Genomic DNA, 22,895 nt, shown 5'->3' on the forward strand with positions numbered 1-22,895 from the left:
GCATGATTTATTTTATTGAACAAACAAAAACGTACATAATCATTTCATTACTTTTGGAAAATATCCAACTTTTTCACCATGAGCTAATAACAGCTGAATAAATTCTTTATTAATCGCTGGCACTATCAGCTCTTTTTTCTTAATCCATTCATTTGTTCTACGAGTACCCATGACAATTTCAGATTGCTGTGCTCCATCTCCTGCAACTTGAGAAGCAATTAACTCTGCTATTTCTTCATTTCCTTTTGCTAATTCAAGCCCGATATTTACATATTCCGAAAGTGGAACCATTTCAAGATTGTATCCACACCCCTCAATTAGCTTTATAAAATGTTCAAATTCAACTTGATGTGGATGGCAAATATGTAACGTCTCTCCTACAATTTTTGGATCTTGTAAATACGATACAATCGACTTACTGGCAAAGTCAATTGGTGTAAAATCAACTTTCCACTTCACATTTGGTGCCTTTCCAATTAGAAGCATCGTTTTAATAAGACGATAAAATGCATTTCCTTCAATGTTTTGTTGGAACGAACCCGTTTCTGAATGACATGCTAGGTTACCTGCACGATAAATATTCCCTCGTATGCCGCTCTTCAAAGCTTCACGAACAAGATTTTCCGCCTGTAGTTTACTATCGGAATACACATTCTCTAACTCTACATTATAATTGAAATCACCTGTTTCCATATATGTATCCCATTGCTCTACCGCTAATTCTATCGGAATACCAATTGTAGAAATAAAGTGGAATATAGCACCATTCTCGGCTAACGCTAGCATACGGTTCGTGCCTTGGACGTTCACATTTTTAAATTGTTTTACATCTCCAAAATGTCTTACATCTGCACCGCAATGAATTACCGTATCGACCTTAGAACTAATTAAAATAAATTCCTCTTCGCTCATCCCAAGATACTCTTCTCCCAAATCACCAGGTACAGCCTGTATACGCTGTAACCACTCTTCACATATATCATTAAAGTAGCTTGTTAATGTATCGATAATTCTTTGTTGCACATCTTTTGTCGGTCTTACTAAACAATAAATGGTAGCAGATGTATCTCTCAATAATTCATATAATATGTGCGACCCCAAATAACCAGTAGCTCCTGTTAAAAAGACATTTGAGATGTTAATGTCTTCTAAAACATTCGAATAAGTAATAGTATTCGGTTCGTGAATCACCTTATATTCACGAAATACTTCTTCTGTCTCTACTTTTACTTCTCTCTCAATTCTAGCTAATCCATATATCGTTCTTTCTTTAAAGAAATCTTGAATTGTTAAATGTGAAAAATCTTCTTTTAACAATGTTAAGACTCTCAATACTTTCAACGAATGTCCACCAATTGTAAAGAAATCATCATACACTCCAATTTTTGAAATTCCTAATACCTCTGCCCAAGCTTTTGCTATTTGTTTCTCTGCTTTATTAGAAGGTGCAACATATTCTTGTAGACGAACCGGTTCATACTTTTCTTCTAACTGAGCTAACTTTTTAACATCAACCTTTTTATTTGGTGTAAGTGGTAGTTCATTAATATAAATTAATTTAGATGGTACCATATAATCCGGTAACTGCTCTTGTAACTGATAAACTAATTCTGGTATTTCCTTTTTGTTCAAAGTTGTATAGAATGCGATTAAATATTGGCTACCTTCCTTGCTCTTCTTAGCAAAAACAGCATTTTCTTTTATATTATGATTTTGAGAAATTTTACTTTGGATTTCTCCTAGTTCAATACGATGTCCTCTAATTTTTACTTGATCATCTTTCCGATGTAAAAACTCTATATTTCCATCCTCTAGCAACTTAACGATATCACCTGTTTTATATATATTAACTATAGGATTAAAGGGGTTCGGAATAAAAGCTTCAATTGTTTTATTAGGCTTATTAAAATACCCTTTTGCTAATCCTACTGAATCTATATATAACTCACCAGGTACACCAATTGGACAAAGATTCATATTCTCATCCAAAATCATAACTTGATAATTAGCACATGGTTTACCAATGGGAATACTCGCAACATCCTCATTTAACTGATTAGGTATTTTATAGGTTGTCGTCACTACAGTACATTCTGTCGGTCCGTATACATTATGAATTTCAACATTTGTATTTATTCTTTCTCTCCACAATTTAATAACCTCTACAGGCAACATTTCACCGCCAATCGCAATTCTTTTCAGGGAAGCTAGCTTATATATATCTTCTTCTGCTAAATAAGTTGCTACTTGTCGAACAAAAATTGTCGCTAATGCCAAGATCGAAGTTGCTTTCACTTTATAGATTGCATTTGCAAATGCTTCTACAGACAATCGCTCTTCCTCTAATAATACATACAAGTTTCCTCCGCAGAATAAAGAAGCAAATGACTCCCATACAGAAGCATCGAAACTAAAGGAAGGAAATTGGGCAAATACATCCTCTTCTGTCAATTCATATTGCTTTTGCATCCAAGTGTACAGATTAACAACGCCTCTATGTGCTAACATCGTTCCCTTTGGATTCCCTGTTGAACCAGATGTATAAATCATATAAGCTACATCATCACAATGAATAGACAACTGTACATCTATATCTTCATAAGTTTCACTATCATACATTGAAACTGTTTGAACCCCATCACATGTTATAGGCGTCTCTTTCATCAATATAACTTTCGCTTGGCTATCTTGAATAATGTACTGTATTCTACTTTCCGGATAATCTGGATCAATCGGAACATACGCTGCACCAGCTTTTAATATAGCTACCATACTTACTACTGTCTCTATGCTACGTTTCATAAATATTCCAACATAGTCTCCTAATTGGACGCCGTTTTTCATTAACATATGAGCTATTTGATTACTTTTTTTATTTAGCTCCTCATAAGTTAAAGTACCTTCCCTTGAAGATAAAGCTATACGATTTGGAAATTGAGTAACAGTATTATAGAACATATCGACGATACTTTTCTCAGGATATACTGCTGTCGTATCATTCACTTGACTATAAAGTGCCATCTCGGCCTCTGTAATAACATTAAAATGTTTTATATGTTTATTCGCATTTTGTGATGAATCAATTAAAATACCTTGTATTTGTTGTGCATAACGAGTAATCGTTGTCTCTTTCCAATTAACACTATTATATATTATTTCTACACTTTGCATATTTTTACCAAATACAAATTGTAATGTATTTGTGTCTTGTAGCTCATAATATGTTTCACCAATAATAATAGATGACATTTCATATAATGTATTACCGTTTTGAAACTCTTCTATTTCTTCCTCATTCATTTCTTTAATTTGTTCCAGCTGCTCTTCAATCTGCAAATTCAAACTTTCATAGGAGAGAAAATTAGAAACTTTAATAGTAATCGGAAATAAACTTCCTCTTACATGATATAGCACGACAATATGTTTTTCTTTAGAAACATGATATAACCACGTCGCAGCTGCTCCTATTAAATCTACAATATGAGTCAATTTTGGAAATGGTATAGTTTTTCTTTTTATTCCAAACTCTATCTTTTGCGCATCTTTAGGTATTTGAATACTCCCTTCTACTTTCCCTAAAAATTCTTTTACCATCTCATTATAAGAAATCGCTAATTTCATATTTATGTAAATTCCTCTCCTAAATATAATAAAGGTGTGAAAATTCACACCTTTTTTATCCCGTATTAACGGGCAGATTTGTTCAACTCATAATCAAGGGGGCTACCCCCTTGATTAAAATTTCACTTTTCCTTATTCGCTTTTAAACTCACCAATTAGCTCTTGCAATTCCTGAGAAAGCCAACTTAAAGAAGTCGCTAATTCTGCAATATCTTGTACTGATATTTCTTGCTCCTTCATGCTTTCTTCAACATTACTACTACTATTCGCATAAGTATTTGCAATATGTGATAATTCATTTACGACTTGAACGATATTCTGGCTATTTTGTAAAATATCACTCGAATTGCCAGAAACAGCTTTCACTTGATTTTTAACAGATTGTGCTGATTTTGAAATTTTTTCAAAGAAAGCACCACTACTTTGAACAAGTGAAATTCCAGATTCTACTTCTTTTGAACCTTTTTGCATTGAAACTACAGCCTCTTCTGTTTCAGCTTGTGTTTCACTAATTAATTTTGCTATATCTTTCGCTGACGTTTCAGTTTGTTCTGCTAATTTACGTACTTCATCAGCAACAACTGCAAATCCTCTTCCAGCTGCTCCAGCACGAGAAGCTTCAATAGAAGCATTTAAAGCTAATAAATTTGTTTGATTTGAAATACCTGTAATTACAGTTACAATATCACTAATTTCTTTTGATCTTGTTTCTAACGAATAAATAATAGAAGATAAATCTTTCACTGCATTTTGGATTAAACTCATTTGATTAATAATTTGTCCAATCACTTCATTACCTTCAATTGAATGTTGCTCCATACCTTCTGAGGCAACCGCAACTTGTTTCGCAGCTCCAGTTATCTCTTCTACCTTATCTTCCATTCCATGCACAATTCCTAAGCATTGTTGGACTGAAGTTTCTTGAGACTGTGCCCCTACTCTTAAACCTTCAATAGAACTTGCAATCTCTTGAACTGCCATGCTATTTTCCTCTGTGCTTGCCGACAATTCATGTGAAGAAGAAGAAACTTGCTCAGCGGTCTGCCTAACTTTATCTATAATCCCTTTAAATTTCTCAATTGTATCATTGAAATAAACATTAATAATTCCAATATCATCTGGTCTTTCTTTTAATTTAATACTTAAGTCACCTTCACCAATCTTACGTAATCCCTCTCGTAAATCTTTTAATGGAGCTAACGAGTTACGTACGATAAAGAATTGAGCAATAGTCGCGATTGCTAATGAAATAATAATAAAGAGTAAACCTTGTATCATAAAATTCTTCTTTGTACTAGGAACGATAGAAGCATCTAAATCAGCCGCAACAATTGCAACAATATTGTTTTCTCCATCTTTAATTGGTTCTAATATTGTCACCCACGAACCTAATTCATCTTCATATACTTCTGTCATTTGGGCCTTTTTCGTGTCCATCACTTTATCATATGCATCCATCCAATGAGTCGGTTGTTCATAATAATCTCCCGGCTTTACAGGCACTGCATTTGTTAGCTCTGTAGTCAAACCAACGAGTTGTAATTCTCGTTTTTCATTTGGCTTTGCTCCTGTAACATACGTTTGTCCCACACTTTTTAAACCTTTTGTCACTTCATCTAATTGCTCTGTTAACTTTTCTTTTTTCACTCTTTCGGTTGTAGGATCTTTCGCCATATCTTTAACTAATTCTGTATCCAAGTCATGTACTACTATCTCTCCGGTTTCAATAGACTGCCTTTCAAATAAAGACATCATACTATTTTGAAACAAATTGAAACTTAACGCTCCCATACTTCCAACAAGCGTCAAAATAACTAATACAGTTAATAAGACGTTCTTTTGAAGAAACGATAACTTATGCCAATACTTTTTCATCAATATTCACCTTCCTTAATTACTTAAAACAAAAAAACAAAATATATCAATATTTTGTTTGAAATGATTCTCAATATGTTCGAGAATAAAAAAAGACCAATGTAAAAAGCATTGGTCAAGACCAACCCTATCCGTCCGGTAACTGGCTAGCATAGCCTTTCGACCTTAGCCCCTATAGTTTTGCGCCCTCATGTTTCCATCAGTTTGCCTTTCTCGCTGAACGAGTTGAACGATATGGGAGTTCTATGAGAATTAAATTATTCTCTTTCCAAGGTTACAACATTTAAATTAAAATGTCTACTTATTTAGAGATATAAATATAAAATTCCAATGTATTATTTTTTCGAAATAATTTAACAAAATACGTGAATGTTACTTTTTTTATGTTATATAATAAAAAACGTATATAAATCAAAGATCCCTTCGGATATTTCACTAATTTTCATTTAAATTAAATTATTCGAATATATCTTAACTTATGAATTTCGGAGGTAATTTATCATGTTTTGGCTACAATTTCTTACCTTATTACTCTGCATTTTTATTGGTGCACGCCTAGGCGGAGTTGGCTTAGGAGTAATGGGTGGAGTTGGTATGGCAATACTCGTTTTTGTCTTCCACTTACAACCAACCGCTCCTCCTATCGATGTAATGCTTATGATTTTAGCAGTAATTACTGCCGCTGGTGCTTTGCAAGCCGCTGGAGGAATGGACTATCTTGTTCATCTAGCTGAGAAAGCTTTACGAAAAAATCCAAAGCGCATTACATTTTTCGCTCCAATTGTTACTTATTTGTTCACACTATGTGCTGGCACTGGTCACGTTGCCTATTCTGTACTTCCTGTTATCGCAGAAGTCTCTCGTGAATCAGGAATTAGACCAGAGCGACCAATGTCAATTGCCGTAATCGCTTCTCAACAAGCAATTACAGCTAGTCCCATTTCAGCTGCCACAGTTGCCCTTTTAGCAATGTTAGCTGACTATAAAATTACTTTATTAGATATTTTAAAAGTAAGTATCCCTTCTACTTTCATCGCTTGTATGGTAGCTGCATTCGTTGCTAGTAAAATGGGGAAAGAACTAAATGAAGACCCTGAATACTTAAAACGATTAAAAGAAGGTATGATTCCTAAGCTTGAAAAGAAAAAAGAATTTGTAGGTGTAAAAGGCGCTAAATTATCAGTTATTCTTTTCCTAGTAGGAACTTTCCTTGTCGTACTTCTTGGTTCATTTGAAGCACTTCGTCCGGGATGGATGGTTGACGGGAAGTTAGTTCGTCTTTCCATGCCAAACACAATTGAAATGGTTATGTTAACCATCGCAGCTCTTATTATTATTTTCTGTAAACCAAATGTAGAAAGCATTGTGTCTGGTAACGTCTTTAAAGCTGGGGCAACAGCGGTTGTTGCTATTTTCGGTATCGCTTGGATGGGAGATACTTTCTTTAACGGAAACTTAAATATGATTCAAGGATCAATTCAGCACTTAGTTACAAGTGCACCATGGCTATTTGCTATCGCATTATTCATTCTATCTATTTTACTGTACAGCCAAGCAGCAACAGTTCGTGCCTTAATGCCACTTGGACTATCTCTTGGTATTCCGCCAGCATTACTGATTGCTATGTTCCCTGCAGTAAACGGATACTTCTTCATTCCAAACTATGGAACAATTGTTGCTGCCATTAACTTCGACCGCACTGGTACAACAGGTATCGGTAAATATGTTTTAAATCATAGCTTCATGATTCCCGGCTTAATCGCAACCTTTACTTCTATCGGAATTGGAATGCTCTTAATTTCAATTATGTTTTAAGTAAAAAGCACAAACCTATAATTTAAAAGGGTTTGTGCTTTTTTAATTAAACGTTTGTTTAATTTTTTCAATCAATAACTTCTACAACATACCCTTTCTTTTTTAAACCACTCAATATTTCTTCAATATGATTTCTATCTTTCGTTTCTAATGACAAGTGCAATTGCGCATATCCTGGAAATACCTTTGTACCAATCCGTTCTAAATGTATATTTAGTACATTCGCTTCAAAATTTGTTACAATCTCGAGCAAATGATGCAAATAGCCTGGCTTATCTTTAATCATTGTCGCGATGTGAATGAAGCGTCCTGCTTCAACCATTCCATGCTCAATAATACGCGAAATAAAGTTTACATCGACATTTCCACCACTTAGTACGGATACGACCTTTTTTTCTTTTATTGGGACTTTGTGATAAAGCAAAGAAGCTAATGAGCTCGCACCAGACCCTTCAACCAACAATTTGTTCCGTTCAAGAAGCATTAACATCGTTCGTGCAATTTCCATTTCATCTACACAAAACACATCATCCACATAACGTTGTACAAGTTCAAAAGTCAAATCACCTGGCCTTTTAACCGCGATTCCATCCGCCATAGTTGGCGTCGACTCTACTGTTATTACCTTCTTTTCCTCAAGTGACTGTTTCATTCCCGGACAAGCAAGTGTCTGCACCCCATATATTTTCACTGATGGCTTTTGTTCTTTAATTGCCATCGCAACTCCTGCAATTAGTCCTCCACCTCCAATAGGACAAATAACAGCCTCTACATCTTCCAGCTGTTGTAATATTTCCAGACCGACTGTACCTTGACCAGCAATTACTGCTTCATCATCAAATGGATGTACAAATTTCGCTCCTGTCTTCTCTTTTAAATCTAGTGCATAAGCTAATGCATCATCAAATACATCACCTTGTAATTCTACATGTGCACCGTACCTTTTTGTCGCAAGCACCTTACTTAACGGAGCACCTTTTGGCATCACAATCGTACAAGGAATACTAAGCATATTACTAGAATAAGCGACTCCTTGCGCATGATTTCCAGCAGATGCCGCAACAACACCATTTTCTAAATCACCTTTCTCAAGAGAAACCATTTTATTATAAGAACCACGTACTTTAAAAGAGCCTGTCTTTTGTAAATTCTCCAGCTTTAAATACACTTCATTCTGTGATAACTCACTAAATGTACTTGAATAATCTAATGGGGTCATATGTACAATGCCCTTCATTTTCTCATAAGCAGCTATAATATCCTGAAATACAATCATGCCTTCGCCTCCGAAACAATATATGTTTATACATACTAGTTTAGGCGGCATATTTTGTTTTATACGATAAAAGACCACGTAGTATTTTCATGCTACGTGGTCTTTTATCTACAAACACTTATTTACTTCCCCAGCTAATCGCTTCGTACTTTCATACGCAGAATCCGCTAGACTAATTGCAGAAATAACTGAAACACCATCAGCACCCGCTTCTATAACGGCAGCAGTATTTTCAATTGTAATCCCACCGATACCAACAATCGGGACTGTAATTCCTTGTTCTCTAAAATGAGCTAAACCTTTCGTTCCTTGAACAGCTTTCGTATCTTTTTTCGTACTCGTTGGGAAAATAGGGCCAACTCCTAAATAATCAGCTCCGTTTTCAATCGCCCATTTTGCTTCTTCAATTGTATGTGTAGATACACCGATAATTTTATCTCCCATCTTTTCACGAACAGATGTAATCCCTTCATCATCTTGTCCTACATGAACACCATCTGCATCTAATTCAACGGCCAATTCTACATCATCATTTACAATGAAAGGAACACCATATTCCTTGCAAAGCGCCTGCAATTTCTTTGCAAAACGCACTCTATCCTCTCCAGTTAAAGTCCCTTCTCCCTTTTCACGAAATTGAAAAAGTGTCACTCCACCGTCTAACGCTTCTTTCAATATAGCTAACGGATCCTTCGTGCAATTATTGCTTCCCATAATAAAATACACTTGTAATAGGTTAGACATTTTCTTGGTTTCAATGCGCATCATGTGTTTCATCCCCCTTGCTCTAACTCCTCAATCTTCCCATACTTCTCAATATCACCTGAAGTTGTATTCGCTAATTGATTTAAAAATTCAATTTGGAAACTACCAGGCCCTTTTTCTACCGTCTTAGCAGCTGCTAGTTCCGCAGCTACACCATAAAATGTTACTGCTGCTACTGCTGCCTTTACATAATCTTTTTCTACCGCAACAAATGCTCCTATTACAGAAGTTAGTAAACAACCCGTTCCAGTAACCTTTGTTAAAATAGAGTGACCGTTTCGAATAAGAATCGTTCGCTCTCCATCTGTAACGACATCTTCTTTTCCAGTAATGACCGCAACTGTATTCAATTCCTCTGCTGCCTGTTTTGCAATATTTACAACATTGCCATTTCCAGTACCAGCGTCTACCCCTTTAATTTCCCATCTCTCATTAATAACGTTAGCTACTTCAGCTGCATTCCCACGAATTATCGCTAGATCTATTTCAGCTGGAATATGTCTCGCAACTTCTGTTCGATACGATGTTGCTCCTGCGCCAACAGGATCAAACAATACTGGTACATCATTCGTATTAGCCGACTTACCAGCAAGTAACATCGCTTCTACTTCCTCGGGACGAAGTGTTCCCATATTTAATACTAACGCTCCCGCAATGCTAGCCATTTCTGCTACTTCTTCTTTTGCATACGCCATTACAGGCGATGCCCCTAGTGCTAACAAACCGTTCGCTGTAAAGTTTGTTACAACAACATTTGTAATATTATGAACGAGCGGATTAGATTCCCTCACTAAATCCACTACTTTACTAATTTCTTTCATATTCATCCTTTTCATCTCCTAACTATAATGATGGGAGATACACAAAAAGGCACTTTGCGCGTATGCAAAGTGCCTGAACATGTGCTTTTACACTCTCCCTACGCTGGCATTATCCAACAGGTTCAAATGGTCAATGACGGATTAGTCATACTCTCAGTTTGCATCCACAAACTCCCATGTGTTTCTTATTCATCTACTTCAAAGTCTACTCTTATTCTAGTAAAATAACAAGTTCTTTACTTTTCCGTATAAAGTGAAACTTTAATCAGTGGGGGTTTTGTTCATTCCACTAAAACAGCTCAAACCTCGAGCGAAACTGAATCTCAAGAAAATGTATGCTATATTTAACTTATGGAAATTTGAAAGGATGTTTTTAATATGTCAAAAAGCGTTGTAATCGCTGAAAAACCTTCCGTTGCGCGAGATATTGCTCGTGTACTAAAGTGTGATAAAAAAGGAAACGGATATCTTGAAGGTAGTAAATATATTGTAACTTGGGCTTTAGGTCATCTCGTTACATTAGCAGATCCAGAAAGCTATGATGTGAAATATAAAAAGTGGAATTTAGAAGACTTACCGATGCTACCGGAGCGTTTGAAATTAACGGTTATTAAACAAACTGGTAAACAGTTTAATGCTGTGAAAAGCCAGCTACTTAGAAAAGATGTAAATGAAATTATTGTCGCTACAGACGCAGGTCGTGAAGGCGAATTAGTCGCACGCTGGATTATCGATAAAGTTAAGCTCAATAAACCAATTAAACGTTTATGGATTTCTTCTGTAACCGATAAAGCAATTAAAGATGGTTTTGCAAATTTAAAACCAGGTAAGGCATATGACAATTTATACGCTTCAGCAGTTGCACGTTCAGAAGCTGACTGGTATATCGGCCTTAACGCGACTCGGGCTTTAACAACTCGCTTTAACGCTCAACTAAATTGCGGTCGTGTACAAACGCCTACTGTCGCTATGATCGCTAGTCGTGAAGATGAAATAAAGAACTTTAAGGCTCAAACTTACTATGGTATCGAAGCCCTAACAACTGATAAGTTAAAACTAACTTGGCAAGATGCAAACGGTAATAGCCGTGGTTTTATTAAAGAAAAAATTGATGGTATTGTAAAAAATCTAGATAAACAAAATGCCACTGTTGTGGAAATTGATAAAAAACAGAAGAAGTCATTCTCTCCTGGCCTTTACGATTTAACTGAATTACAACGTGATGCAAATAAAAAGTTTGGTTACTCTGCTAAAGAAACATTAAACATTATGCAGAAATTATATGAACAACATAAAGTGTTAACGTATCCTCGTACAGATTCACGCTACATTTCATCTGATATCGTTGGAACACTTCCAGAACGTCTAAAAGCGTGCGGTGTCGGGGAATATCGTCCGTTAGCACATAAAGTACTACAAAAGCCAATTAAGCCTAATAAATCATTTGTTGATGATAGTAAAGTAAGCGATCATCACGCAATTATTCCAACAGAAGGATACGTTAACTTCTCATCCTTTACAGATAAAGAGCGTAAAATTTATGATTTAGTTGTGAAACGTTTCTTAGCTGTTTTATTCCCAGCATTCGAATACGAGCAACTAACGTTACGCACAAAAGTTGGTAATGAAACGTTCATTGCACGCGGAAAAACGGTTTTACACGCTGGTTGGAAAGAAGTATACGAAAATCGCTTTGAAGACGATGATGTAACTGATGACGTAAAAGAGCAGCTTCTACCTCACATTGAAAAAGGTGATACATTAGCTGTAAAGTTAATTATGCAAACATCAGGTCAAACAAAGCCACCTGCACGATTTAATGAAGCGACTTTACTTTCAGCAATGGAGAATCCTACAAAATATATGGATACGCAAAATAAACAACTTGCTGATACGTTAAAATCGACTGGTGGATTAGGCACTGTAGCGACACGTGCAGATATTATCGACAAACTCTTCAATTCATTTTTACTTGAAAAGCGTGGTAAAGATATTCACATTACATCAAAAGGCCGTCAGTTACTTGATTTAGTACCAGAAGAGTTAAAATCTCCTACACTAACTGGTGAATGGGAACAAAAACTTGAGGCTATCGCAAAAGGTAAACTGAAAAAAGAAGTCTTCATTTCTGAAATGAAGAACTATACGAAAGAAATTGTTTCTGAAATTAAATCGAGCGATAAAAAATATAAACATGACAACATTTCAACAAAGTCTTGTCCAGACTGTGGTAAACCGATGCTAGAAGTAAACGGCAAAAAAGGAAAAATGCTCGTATGCCAAGACCGTGAATGTGGTCATCGTAAAAATGTATCTCGCACAACAAACGCTCGTTGTCCACAATGTAAGAAGAAACTAGAACTACGTGGTGAAGGTGAAGGTCAAATCTTTGCATGTAAATGTGGCTATCGCGAAAAATTATCGACATTCCAGGAGCGACGTAAAAAAGAATCTGGAAACAAAGCTGATAAGCGTGACGTTCAAAAATATTTGAAACAACAGAACAAAGAAGAAGAACCGTTAAATAACCCGTTCGCAGAAGCATTAAAGAAATTAAAATTTGATTAAACAAAAAAGGTTCCTACCTCTATCGGTAGGAACCTTTTTTTAGTGAATAATTTTACTTCCTTTTGCATTCTCAACGAATTTTTCGCTTGATTTATTAATTGGCGTTTTCAGTAATAATGCAGCAACAATCATAACTACTACGAAAACACTTAGTACAAGTAAATCTCTTGTTACGATATCCCAAAGCATTCCACCCACTGTTTCACGAATTGCACTAATTGCGTATGTGAATGGTAAGAACGGATAAAGTGCTTGGAAGAACGCCGGTGTCATTTGAATTGGGAATGTTCCGCCCGATCCTGCTACTTGCAGTACAAGTAAAATGATCGCCATCGATTTCCCAACGTTTCCGAAAATAGAAACGAGTGAGTATACGATACAAACGAAGACCCCACCAATAAATAAACTAAATAATACAAACCAGAACTTATCGACTACGTACGTACCGAGTAAGAATATATCTCCCATCGATACGATAAACGCTTGTGAAAGACCTATCGTTAAGAATGTTAATAAACGTCCGAAGTAAACTTCATGGCTCTTATAATTTGCGCCCTCTTCATGTACTTCTACCGTTAATAATGAAACCATTAATAATGCGCCTACCCATAATGCAAGCACTGTATAGAATGGTGACATCGCTGAACCGTAGTTCGGCATCGCAAATAATTTATTCTCTTTTAAATTTACTGGATTCGCAAAGTAATCACTTTGCTTTTCAACATCATTTTTCAATAAGCGTATGATGTCTTTTAAATCTTCTTCAGATTCAAAATCACGAATTTTATCTGCTAATTCTTTAATCTTTTTCTCAGTCTCCGGCATTTCAGCTTTAATGTCTGTTAATTTCTTTTTACCGTCAACTAAACCTTTTGATGAATCTTCTAGTAACTTTTTAACGTCTGGAAGCTTTTTGTCTGCTTCTTTTAAAATTTGAGATGTGTTTTTAGACATACGTTTCGTACGTTCAATTGCTGTGTTAAAGTTTGGAACGATTTCTGAATCATATGTTGCTAAGAAATCTCCTAATTGAGCTGAAGCATTTTGAGTTGCTTCATTAATACTTTCTACAACCTCTTTTGTAGGCTTCTGTCCATTGTTAATTAGCGTAGTTGCCTTATTCGTTGCATCTATACCTTTTTGAACAGAATTTTGTATTTTGTTCAATTTTGCAATTCCGCCATTAAGGTCTTTTCCGCTATTTACATCTGCTAATACCTTATTTGTGCTTTCTAACACCGGAATCGCATCACCAATTAGATTATTAGTAGCTTGTAATTGACCATTTAAATCGTTTAAAGATACTTTTGCCCACTCTAAATCAGTAACACCTTTATTTGATATGTTTGCTTTAGCATCTTCAACACCATTTTTGAACTTATCATATTCATTTTTCACACTATCATACGCTTCATTTGCATCAGCTTTAGCTTGATCAACTGTGCTAACTGCTTTTTTATAATCTGCTACAAACGTTTCATTATAATCTTTTTCTGCTTGATCAATTAATCCATTTGCTGCATCTAATTTTTGATTCGCTACATCTGTTACATCTTTCTTTACTTCTTGACCTGTGCCAATAACATTTACAATATCTTTAATACCGTTGTTTGCATTTTCCATACCGCTTTTAAGCTTAGTTAAGCGATCCACACGATCTTTGAAAAAGCTTTGACCAAAATCAGTCGTCGCCGATTTTTGTAGTTCAGTAAATACATTAATAAGATATGTGATACTATCTGTACGACCTTGAAGATTTTCAGAAACCGCATTAAGATCTTGTTTTGCCTTTTCTGGATCAAATTGACCATTTTGCAATCCGTTTACAACACTTTTACCGTATGTTGTTCCTGCACGTGCCGAGTTTAAAACGTTATTCACTGTTTGATTAATATTTCTTGCAATATTTTTATAACCTTCATCGTTTAACTTTGAAAGATCCGGACGCGCTGGAAACTCCGGCAATCCTTTCATACCAGAAAAGTCTATTCCCGGGTGCATTAAAAAATCCGTAAAAGCATTAGCTTTATCCATTACATTTTTAGCCGCTGTTAAATGATTTCGTATCGTCCCAGGTGCATTTTGCAATGTTTGATCATTGTTTGCAAAGAACTTATCTAAGTTCCCTAACGCTTCTTGCCCATCATTAATAACACTTTCTACAACTGGCAACTCTTTCTGCGTCACTTTCACAAGATCTTCTGCTCGAGTCGCATCATCTAACGCCTTATCCATAAGTGTATTCATTTCTGGGAACTGCGCTTCTAACTTAAATACAAGATCTTTTACTTTCTCGATGCTTGGTAAGTTTGTTTCTAAATCGATTCCAAGGTCATTGAAAATTTTAAAAATCTCACCGTTTGCTGTTTTAACAAAGTTTTTACTAATTTCTTCTGTAATACCTGATGCACCTTTTGCTGTAATTTTCGGTGCAATCGCATTTACTTTTTCATTTACATAGTAATCCAGTTCTGGTTTCTTTGGATTTTCATCCAGAACAGTTGCAATTTTTTCAGAGAAGTCTTTCGGAATCGTAATGCTCGCATAATAATCCCCACGCTCAACTCCGTAAATTGCCTGTTTTTCATCTACAAATTTCCAACCAAGGTTTTTGTTTTTCTTAAGAGAATCTACAATCTCTTTCCCGATATTGATATCTTTCCCTCTTAAATTAGAGCCTGCATCTTGGTTAGAAACTGCAATGGGAACCTCTTTTGTATTTCCATATGGATCCCAAGAAGCTTTAATGTTAAACCATGCATATAACGATGGTAAAATCATTAACCCTAAAACAATAACAATTGCAGCCCAATGTTTAGCTACATTCCGTAAATCTGTCTTATAAATACGCCAAATTTGTTTCATAGAAGTTATCACCTAATTATATATTTTTCCTTCTTTAGAAAATGATACATACATTTTGCAATTATATCACTTTCTACATCGTGGATTAAACGAAAATACACTATTTTTTCCATTAAATATTTCACTTACTTCATTATATAACGAAGTAAAAAAAGTATGCATACAAAATGACCAAATTAGTTTTACATTCAATAATAACAAATATATAGGAAATGTCATAAAAAATACAAGTATTTTCTCTTGGAAATACTTGTATTCCTAAAAAAAATCCTCACAGCTTTTCATCATCTGTGAGGATTTCTTCTATTATATATCTAATTGAACCTCTACACCGAAATGATCTGAAATTACATTTCGATTTGTACCATTAAAAATAATTTTTGAAGAACGAACTTTTTCACTTCGGTTACACAATATTAGATCGATTCGCAAATTATGTTTATTTTCATCCCAACCAGCAATCTCACCTTGGACAGTTGTTCCTTCATCCTTCTCTATTGCTAGTTCATATGTGTCATACAAACCTTTTTGTATCATATATTCATAACCCTCCCCTTGCAAACGGGCGTTATTATTAAAATCACCCATTAAGAAGGAAAGTTCATTGCTATCTACACGCTCCATCAAACAATCCACTTGATCTTTAAATGATTCTTCTTCGTCATTCCACCAACCGAGGTGGCAAGAGTAAAACGTGATGTTCTTACCATTATAAGCAATTGTTGCACTTACAATTTTGCGTGTTTTCCAATACGTTGTATCCTTATTTTCTGATACAAAAAACATATCTTCTTTTATAACATTATGTTTCGTTAGAATCGCTAATCCTTCTTCATACACATCATAACCAATATGAGAGAAATCCCAAGTAATATTGTAATCTTTTACATGTAACGCTTTTAACTCTTCTAATAGTAAAAGTCCAAAATTATCTTTTTTCTTGTTACCGCATACATTTTCAGCTTGTATCGACTGACTGACTTCTTGCAATGCGATGACATCGTATTCTTCTTCTTGAATGACTTTAGCAAGATATTTTATCTTTTCCATTTGATTCTCTTCTTGCCAAGAGTGACAGTTTAAAGTTAGCAATTTCATATTATTACGCACCTAACATATCTTGAATGTCTGACTTTAATACGTCAGCTTTCGGACCATATACTGCTTGTACACCTTTATCTTTTACGATTAGTCCTAAAGCACCATTTTGTTTCCACTGCGCTTCTGGTGCAACAACATCTAAATCTTTTACTGTTACACGTAAACGCGTCATACAAGCATCTACGTCAGCAATATTTTCTTTTCCACCTAATAAATCAATAACTTTTGTTGCTAATGAACCATCTTGTACATTTCCTGTTCCTTCTGATGACTCATCTTCATTATCAATATAGTTACCTGCACGTCCTGGTGTTGGTAAATTGAACTTTTTAATTAAGAAATTGAATAATGTAAAGTTAAGACCGAAGAATACTAATGAAACGATAACGAAATTGATTAAATCTCTTGTTAGTCCTGCATTAACCATCATCGGTGTACGAGTAATTAACTCAATAAATCCAAATGCGTGAACACGTAAGTTGATTAAATCTGCTAATGCAAATGCAAGTCCTGTTGTAATAGCATATACAACATATAGTACTGGTGCAATAAACATGAACATGAATTCAATTGGTTCTGTTACACCTGTTAAAAATACTGCTAATGCTGCTGATAAGAACATTGGTTTATATTTTGCACGTTTTTCTTTATCAACATTACGGAACATCGCAAAAGCAATCCCCATTAACGCTGCTGTTGAGCCGATAACTTGTCCAGCTTTGAAACGAGCTGGTACAACGTTATTTAATAAATCGTTATATGCTTTCGTATCTCCACTTGCTAATAAATTATTTAAGTCTGTAATCCATGCAAGCCATAATGGATCTTGTCCTGCTACAATTTGTCCAACTTTTGAGCCAGTTAACATCGTATATGTTCCGCCTAGCTCTGTGTAATTCATCGGAATCGTTAACATATGATGTAATCCGAATGGTAATAATAAACGTTCTAACGTTCCATATACAAATGGCGCAACAACTGGCGCACTATCTTTAGATGCTGCAATCCAGCGACCAAATTCATTTAATCCACTTTGGATAAATGGCCATAAAAGTGATAATACAATCGCAGTGACTGTAGACCAAACAATTACAACGAATGGTACGAATCGTTTTCCATTAAAGAATGCTAATGCCTGTGGCAGTTTATTATAGTTATAGTATTTGTTATATAAAGTAGCTCCTAAGAAACCTGTGATAATCCCTACGAAAACTCCCATGTTTAATGCTGGTGCACCAAGTACAGAAGTAAAGTAATCTTTTACAACTAAATCTCCTGCTAATACTGAAGAAACTGTCGCTTTTGAATCCGCTAACATTTGAGCGTTTACGCCAAATATTGCTCCTGTAATTCGATTTGTTAAGACGAATGCTAATAGTGCTGCAAATGCACCACCTGCGCGATCCTTCGCCCAAGATCCCCCAATTGCTACTGCAAATAAAATGTGTAAATTTGTAATAATTGCCCAACCGATGTCTTCCATTACACGAGCAATAGTATGAACTGCGTTAATATCCCCAGCAGACATTCCAATTAGCTTACCGATGGAAATCATTAAACCAGCTGCTGGCATTACAGCTACAACAACTAATAATGCTTTCCCGAACTTTTGCCAAAAATCAAAAGACGTAATTTTCATCTGTTCTTCCTCCCCTTTATTTATAACAACATAATGATTTAAATTATAATTTCTGTTTCTCTTATGAAAACGATTCCTCATATTGCTTTATCTTTTTCGTTACGCAACCGTTTTCATAAATCTATTTTAATAAAAGCGTTTTCACATTGCAATAGAAATTTATTTTTTTTCATAAAAAAAGATGCTCAAGGAGCATCCTTTTGTATTATGAAATGCGATAAACCCTTGTTTCATAAGGTTTTAACGTGATTGTAGTTAATTGTTCATGTTCCGCAACTTCATAGTTATTTAAAAGCAAACGTTTGCGTTCTAGTGCGAATAAAGGCTCATTATACACAGCTTCCTCTTTTGAGATATTACTAATTACAATGACTTTTTCATCCTGTAACGTACGTGTATATGCATAAATTTGTGAATCGTCCTCTAAAAGTAAATCGTACGTACCATAATTCAATACATCGTGCTCTTTTTTCAAGGCAATCATTGTCTTATAGAAATTGAAAATAGACTTTTCGTCATTTTTTTGCTTTTCAACATTAATTTCTTTGTAATTTGGATTCATGCCAAACCAAGGTGCACTTGTTGTGAAACCAGCATTCATCTCATCGTTCCATTGCATAGGTGTACGTGAATTATCACGGCAAGAAGCCCATATAATTTCCATCATATCTTGATGTGATACGCCTTCTGCAATTTTCTCTCGATATAAATTTTTAATTGCTACATCATCGTAATCTTCAATATTTGGTAACTGAACATTTGTCATACCAATTTCTTGTCCTTGATAAATAAACGGTGTACCGTGCATAAAGAAATACATCGCTCCTAGAGCTGTTGCACTTTCACGCCAATATTGTTTATCATCTCCCCACGTTGAAACGATACGTGGCTTATCGTGATTCTCGATATATAAAGCATTCCATCCTTTATTCTCTAATCCTTTTTGCCATTTCGTTAATACCTTTTTCAATCCTACAACATCAAGGTCTTTCTTCTTTTCTGCATCCCATAAGCTTAAATGTTCAAACTGGAATACCATATTGAATTTACCTTGCTCTTCTCCAACCCAAAGCTCAGCATCTTCAATCTTAACGCCATTCGCTTCACCAACAGTCATAATATCGTACTTAGAAAATGTATTTTCTTTTAACTCTTCTAATAAAGGTTGAATACCATCCACATTCATATGTTTATCAAAAGATGGTACATACTTTAATTCTTTTGGATTTGGCATATCGTTGAAGCCATCTTCTTTTTTAATATGGCTAATTGCATCAACACGGAAACCATCAATTCCCTTATCAAGCCACCAATTAACTGTATCGTATAACACTTCACGAACTTCTTTATTCTCCCAGTTTAAATCTGGTTGTTTACGTGAGAATAAATGTAAATAATATTGTTCTGTTACTTCATCATATTCCCATGCCGAACCATTAAAAATACTTTCCCAGTTGTTTGGTTCCGCACCATCTTTACCATCATGCCAAATGTACCAATCACGCTTCGGATTGTCTTTAGATGAACGAGATTCAATAAACCATGGATGTTCATCACTCGTATGATTAATAACTAAATCAATAATAAGCTTCATGTCACGCTTATGAACTTCATCTAATAAAGCATCAAAATCCGCCATTGTACCAAACTCATCCATAATATCTTGATAATCACTAATATCATAACCATTATCATCATTGGGAGACTTATACATTGGACAAATCCAAATTACATCTATACCTAAATCTTTTAAATAATCCAGCTTTGCAATAATACCTTGTAAATCTCCAATACCATCACCATTTGAATCCATAAAGCTTCGTGGATAAATTTGATAAGCAACTGCTTCTTTCCACCATGTCTTATTCATAGTCATTCTCTCCTTTTGCATCCCATCGGAAATTTTATGCAAACGTTTTCGTAACACTATCATAACAAAATATGAATAGTTTGCAACTGTTTTCATTGAACTCTATGTAGATTCCTTATTCTTATGCTTTATCCCGCTATTGGCCGAGCAGTAAGAACCCCACCTCAAAATTCAGCGAAAGCAAAGAAGTTCGGTGGGGATCGGGCTGCCCGTTAAAGTCCGATTGGTGAAGGCTAATAATCAGTGGGGGAGGAACAAAACTCCCACTGATTATTAGCCTTCACTTTATTTATTTCTCACAAAGGTAAATCTCATTCTTACCTGCTCTTGTCCACGCACGTTACATACGCTTTTCATATATTAATAAAAAGCACTGCTTATTTTAGAAAGGAGTGATAAATTGAAACAAACAAAATTAACAGGTCGTATCGTTGTTCCCTCAGATCCTGACTATGACGTAGCCCGAATGAATTTAAATTTAAGTATTCCAAAACTCCCTTGTATTATTGTTTTTTGCCAAAATAAAAATGATGTGTGTAATGCCTTAAAATGGGCACGTGAACGTCATATACCATTTCGCTTAAGAAGCGGACGTCATAGCTATGAAAATTTTTCTCTTTTAAATAGAGGACTTATTATTGATGTGAGTGAAATGCATCGCATTACTGTTAATACAAATAAATTAACAGCAACAATTGAAGCTGGTGCAAATCTTGGTACGGTTTATAAAGAACTTTGGAATTATGGTGTTACAATACCGGCTGGTACAAGTGCAAGTGTTGGAATTGTTGGATTAACACTTGGTGGTGGTATCGGTATGCTTTCACGCTTATTTGGATTAACATGTGATCAATTAGTAGAAGTTGAAATGGTACAAGCATGCGGTAAATTGGGCGCAAAAATCATTCGTGCAAACGAACAAGAAAACCCTAACTTGTTTTGGGCTTGCCGCGGCGGTGGTGGTGGAAACTTCGGAATTGTTACTTCTTTAACTTTTCGAGTACATCCTATAAAAAATGTATCAATCTTCTCCATCACATGGGAATGGGAAGATTTTATCGCTGCATTTCAAGCTTGGCAAAACTGGGCGCCTTATATAGATGAACGTCTCACTTCATCAATTGAATTATTCGCAAAGCAACAAAATAAAATTGAAGCACAAGGTGAGTTTGTTGGCTCTCCCTCTGAACTCCATTCCTTATTATCACCACTTCTTGAAACCGGTACCCCCTCTCTCTTTATAGATGAAGTTCCTTATATAAAGGCTGTTGAATTTTTTAACAGTGGTAACATCCCTGAAAACTTCAAGCGCTCCGGTTCCTACGTATATAAACCTATCCCTCTTAAAGGCATTCAGATTATGCAATATTTTCTTTCTCATGCACCAAATAAAGATGCGAGTATTTGGCACCAATCGCTCGTAGGTGCTGTGGAAAATATTTCGCCTACTGAAACAGCTTATTTCCATCGCAAAGCAATTATTGCGCAAGAATACATTACCTCTTGGAAATGCGATGATGAAGAAAATCGAAATATACGCTGGGTTAAAGATTTAAGAGAAAGCTTAGATCCTTATACACTAGGTGATTATGTCAATTGGCCCGATATCGACATTAAAAATTGGCAAACTAGTTACTATGGCTCTAACTTTCACAGATTACGTAAAGTGAAAACCATATATGATCCTTGCAATGTTTTTCGTTTTCAACAAAGTATCCCACCTTTTCATACGTAAAAAAGGGGATAAAATAAAAAATCATCCAATATGCCGTTACCTCGCAGCATGTTGGATGATTCAAGTTAATTTTCTATATCTTTTCAAATTATTGCTCCTACTCATAAACTTTCAATTACGGATTAATTGTATTTCTCATCATTTTTATGCAATGAATGTAATTTAATATTTGGTACTTTATCTTTTTCAATACCGCTATTATAAGCAACAGGAATTTGAAATTCCAATTGCTTTGTCTCATGTTTTTGTAAATAGACTGGTTTCGGTACTGGATAACTTTTGGAAGTCTCTGTTGCATTATCATATAAAACAATTTTTAATGCTTGTGAATGATTACGATAATTTTTTAAAGTAACAATGCACTTTTGTTCAATATCCCCTTCATTCTTCTCCATTCTACATTGACTATCTTCTTTTTTATATTCTATCGCCTCTACCCCTGTTTTTCCTGCGTAGTACCATGTTTTATTCAATGTCTGGAGGATGTTATTTAGCATAAACGGCATCATTAAAATCAAAATACTAATGCCTACTACTTTTATCTTATTCATTGTTCTAAATGTACTAGATTTCTTTTTTACTAACCATTTTACAAATAATATAAATGCGATTACATGTAGTATGAAAGAAACGATTACTATATTTGAGACTTTATAATCCATATAAGTATATGTATATACCGGAACATTAAAGAAATTGAATAGTTTTTCCCCAATTAATTCATTATCGTTTGGAATTTTTAATAATAACAAAACCCCTATACTGTAACAAATAGCTACTAATCGATCATACTCAATTCGGACCATTCTTTCTCTCCTTCCCCTTACTTTTTTATTATCGATTTTAGCTATTATTACCATGCTATACAATCTTTTTATAGAGGATAACGTAAAAAAGCTCCTTATAAATATATAAAGAACTTTATTAATATATAGTATGAATTA

Annotated in this window: 13 protein-coding genes and 2 riboswitches; of the genes, 3 read left to right on the forward strand and 10 right to left on the reverse strand. The window is 35.0% G+C overall.

Annotated features, from left to right (window positions below):
• Positions 1 to 39 precede the first annotated feature (39 nt).
• Complete coding sequence (locus tag DPQ31_RS01510) at positions 40 to 3,621, reverse strand: non-ribosomal peptide synthetase family protein (RefSeq protein ID WP_199632181.1); 3,582 nt, start codon at positions 3,619 to 3,621, stop codon at positions 40 to 42.
• 132 nt (positions 3,622 to 3,753) lie between these two features.
• Positions 3,754 to 5,496 carry a methyl-accepting chemotaxis protein gene (locus DPQ31_RS01515; RefSeq protein ID WP_173781370.1) on the reverse strand — a complete coding sequence of 581 codons (1,743 nt, stop codon included), beginning with the start codon at positions 5,494 to 5,496 and terminating at the stop codon, positions 3,754 to 3,756.
• Between the two features lie 134 nt (positions 5,497 to 5,630).
• Positions 5,631 to 5,715: riboswitch (cyclic di-GMP riboswitch) on the reverse strand.
• Between the two features lie 282 nt (positions 5,716 to 5,997).
• Here DPQ31_RS01515 and DPQ31_RS01520 point away from each other — a divergent pair.
• Entirely contained in the window at positions 5,998 to 7,311 is a 1,314-nt protein-coding gene (locus DPQ31_RS01520; protein WP_000498719.1) for an anaerobic C4-dicarboxylate transporter family protein, read from the forward strand.
• Positions 7,312 to 7,378: 67 nt separating this feature from the next.
• Here DPQ31_RS01520 and ilvA read toward each other — a convergent pair whose 3' ends face one another.
• From ilvA to thiM, 3 genes are all read right to left on the reverse strand, one after another.
• Complete coding sequence (gene ilvA, locus DPQ31_RS01525; protein ID WP_000634742.1) at positions 7,379 to 8,587, reverse strand: threonine ammonia-lyase; 1,209 nt, start codon at positions 8,585 to 8,587, stop codon at positions 7,379 to 7,381.
• Between the two features lie 108 nt (positions 8,588 to 8,695).
• Positions 8,696 to 9,355 (reverse strand): thiamine phosphate synthase, encoded by a 660-nt coding sequence (gene thiE, locus DPQ31_RS01530; protein ID WP_098139536.1) that lies wholly within the window; start codon positions 9,353 to 9,355, stop codon positions 8,696 to 8,698.
• A gap of 5 nt (positions 9,356 to 9,360) precedes the next feature.
• Entirely contained in the window at positions 9,361 to 10,179 is an 819-nt protein-coding gene (gene thiM / locus DPQ31_RS01535; protein WP_098711085.1) for a hydroxyethylthiazole kinase, read from the reverse strand.
• 72 nt (positions 10,180 to 10,251) lie between these two features.
• A riboswitch (TPP riboswitch) is annotated at positions 10,252 to 10,361 on the reverse strand.
• A gap of 190 nt (positions 10,362 to 10,551) precedes the next feature.
• On the opposite strand from thiM, the gene topB reads away from it, so the two are divergent.
• Positions 10,552 to 12,741 (forward strand): DNA topoisomerase III, encoded by a 2,190-nt coding sequence (gene topB, locus DPQ31_RS01540; protein ID WP_098711084.1) that lies wholly within the window; start codon positions 10,552 to 10,554, stop codon positions 12,739 to 12,741.
• Positions 12,742 to 12,780: 39 nt separating this feature from the next.
• Here the strand turns inward: topB and DPQ31_RS01545 are convergent, their stop codons facing one another.
• The 4 genes from DPQ31_RS01545 to DPQ31_RS01560 form a co-directional block, all read right to left on the reverse strand.
• Positions 12,781 to 15,606, reverse strand: a complete 2,826-nt coding sequence (locus DPQ31_RS01545; RefSeq protein ID WP_208731478.1) for a YhgE/Pip domain-containing protein — start codon at positions 15,604 to 15,606, stop codon at positions 12,781 to 12,783.
• A 306-nt stretch (positions 15,607 to 15,912) separates the two neighbouring features.
• A complete protein-coding gene (locus tag DPQ31_RS01550) occupies positions 15,913 to 16,704 on the reverse strand; it encodes an endonuclease/exonuclease/phosphatase family protein (RefSeq protein ID WP_208731479.1) in 792 nt (263 codons plus the stop codon).
• A 4-nt stretch (positions 16,705 to 16,708) separates the two neighbouring features.
• Positions 16,709 to 18,346 (reverse strand): PTS transporter subunit IIBC, encoded by a 1,638-nt coding sequence (locus DPQ31_RS01555; protein WP_000705554.1) that lies wholly within the window; start codon positions 18,344 to 18,346, stop codon positions 16,709 to 16,711.
• Positions 18,347 to 18,551: 205 nt separating this feature from the next.
• A complete protein-coding gene (locus DPQ31_RS01560) occupies positions 18,552 to 20,216 on the reverse strand; it encodes a glycoside hydrolase family 13 protein (RefSeq protein ID WP_097958246.1) in 1,665 nt (554 codons plus the stop codon).
• Positions 20,217 to 20,616: 400 nt separating this feature from the next.
• On the opposite strand from DPQ31_RS01560, the gene DPQ31_RS01565 reads away from it, so the two are divergent.
• On the forward strand, positions 20,617 to 21,951 hold the full coding sequence (locus DPQ31_RS01565) for an FAD-binding oxidoreductase (RefSeq protein ID WP_098056294.1): 1,335 nt from the start codon (positions 20,617 to 20,619) through the stop codon (positions 21,949 to 21,951).
• Between the two features lie 122 nt (positions 21,952 to 22,073).
• On the opposite strand, the gene DPQ31_RS01570 is transcribed toward DPQ31_RS01565, so the two are convergent.
• Positions 22,074 to 22,757, reverse strand: a complete 684-nt coding sequence (locus tag DPQ31_RS01570; RefSeq protein WP_199632185.1) for an ABC transporter permease — start codon at positions 22,755 to 22,757, stop codon at positions 22,074 to 22,076.
• Positions 22,758 to 22,895 lie beyond the last annotated feature (138 nt).

The sequence above is a fragment of the Bacillus sp. COPE52 genome, from assembly GCF_003355115.1.
Lineage (GTDB): Bacteria > Bacillota > Bacilli > Bacillales > Bacillaceae_G > Bacillus_A > Bacillus_A toyonensis.

What these genes read in the sequence shown, in the direction of transcription:
- DPQ31_RS01510 (WP_199632181.1), bottom strand. Translation starts at nt 3,621, where the DNA reads ATGAAATTAGCGATTTCTTATAATGAGATGGTAAAAGAATTTTTAGGG.
- DPQ31_RS01515 (WP_173781370.1), bottom strand. Translation starts at nt 5,496, where the DNA reads ATGAAAAAGTATTGGCATAAGTTATCGTTTCTTCAAAAGAACGTCTTA.
- DPQ31_RS01520 (WP_000498719.1), top strand. Translation starts at nt 5,998, where the DNA reads ATGTTTTGGCTACAATTTCTTACCTTATTACTCTGCATTTTTATTGGT.
- ilvA (WP_000634742.1), bottom strand. Translation starts at nt 8,587, where the DNA reads ATGATTGTATTTCAGGATATTATAGCTGCTTATGAGAAAATGAAGGGC.
- thiE (WP_098139536.1), bottom strand. Translation starts at nt 9,355, where the DNA reads ATGATGCGCATTGAAACCAAGAAAATGTCTAACCTATTACAAGTGTAT.
- thiM (WP_098711085.1), bottom strand. Translation starts at nt 10,179, where the DNA reads ATGAATATGAAAGAAATTAGTAAAGTAGTGGATTTAGTGAGGGAATCT.
- topB (WP_098711084.1), top strand. Translation starts at nt 10,552, where the DNA reads ATGTCAAAAAGCGTTGTAATCGCTGAAAAACCTTCCGTTGCGCGAGAT.
- DPQ31_RS01545 (WP_208731478.1), bottom strand. Translation starts at nt 15,606, where the DNA reads ATGAAACAAATTTGGCGTATTTATAAGACAGATTTACGGAATGTAGCT.
- DPQ31_RS01550 (WP_208731479.1), bottom strand. Translation starts at nt 16,704, where the DNA reads ATGAAATTGCTAACTTTAAACTGTCACTCTTGGCAAGAAGAGAATCAA.
- DPQ31_RS01555 (WP_000705554.1), bottom strand. Translation starts at nt 18,346, where the DNA reads ATGAAAATTACGTCTTTTGATTTTTGGCAAAAGTTCGGGAAAGCATTA.
- DPQ31_RS01560 (WP_097958246.1), bottom strand. Translation starts at nt 20,216, where the DNA reads ATGAATAAGACATGGTGGAAAGAAGCAGTTGCTTATCAAATTTATCCA.
- DPQ31_RS01570 (WP_199632185.1), bottom strand. Translation starts at nt 22,757, where the DNA reads ATGGTCCGAATTGAGTATGATCGATTAGTAGCTATTTGTTACAGTATA.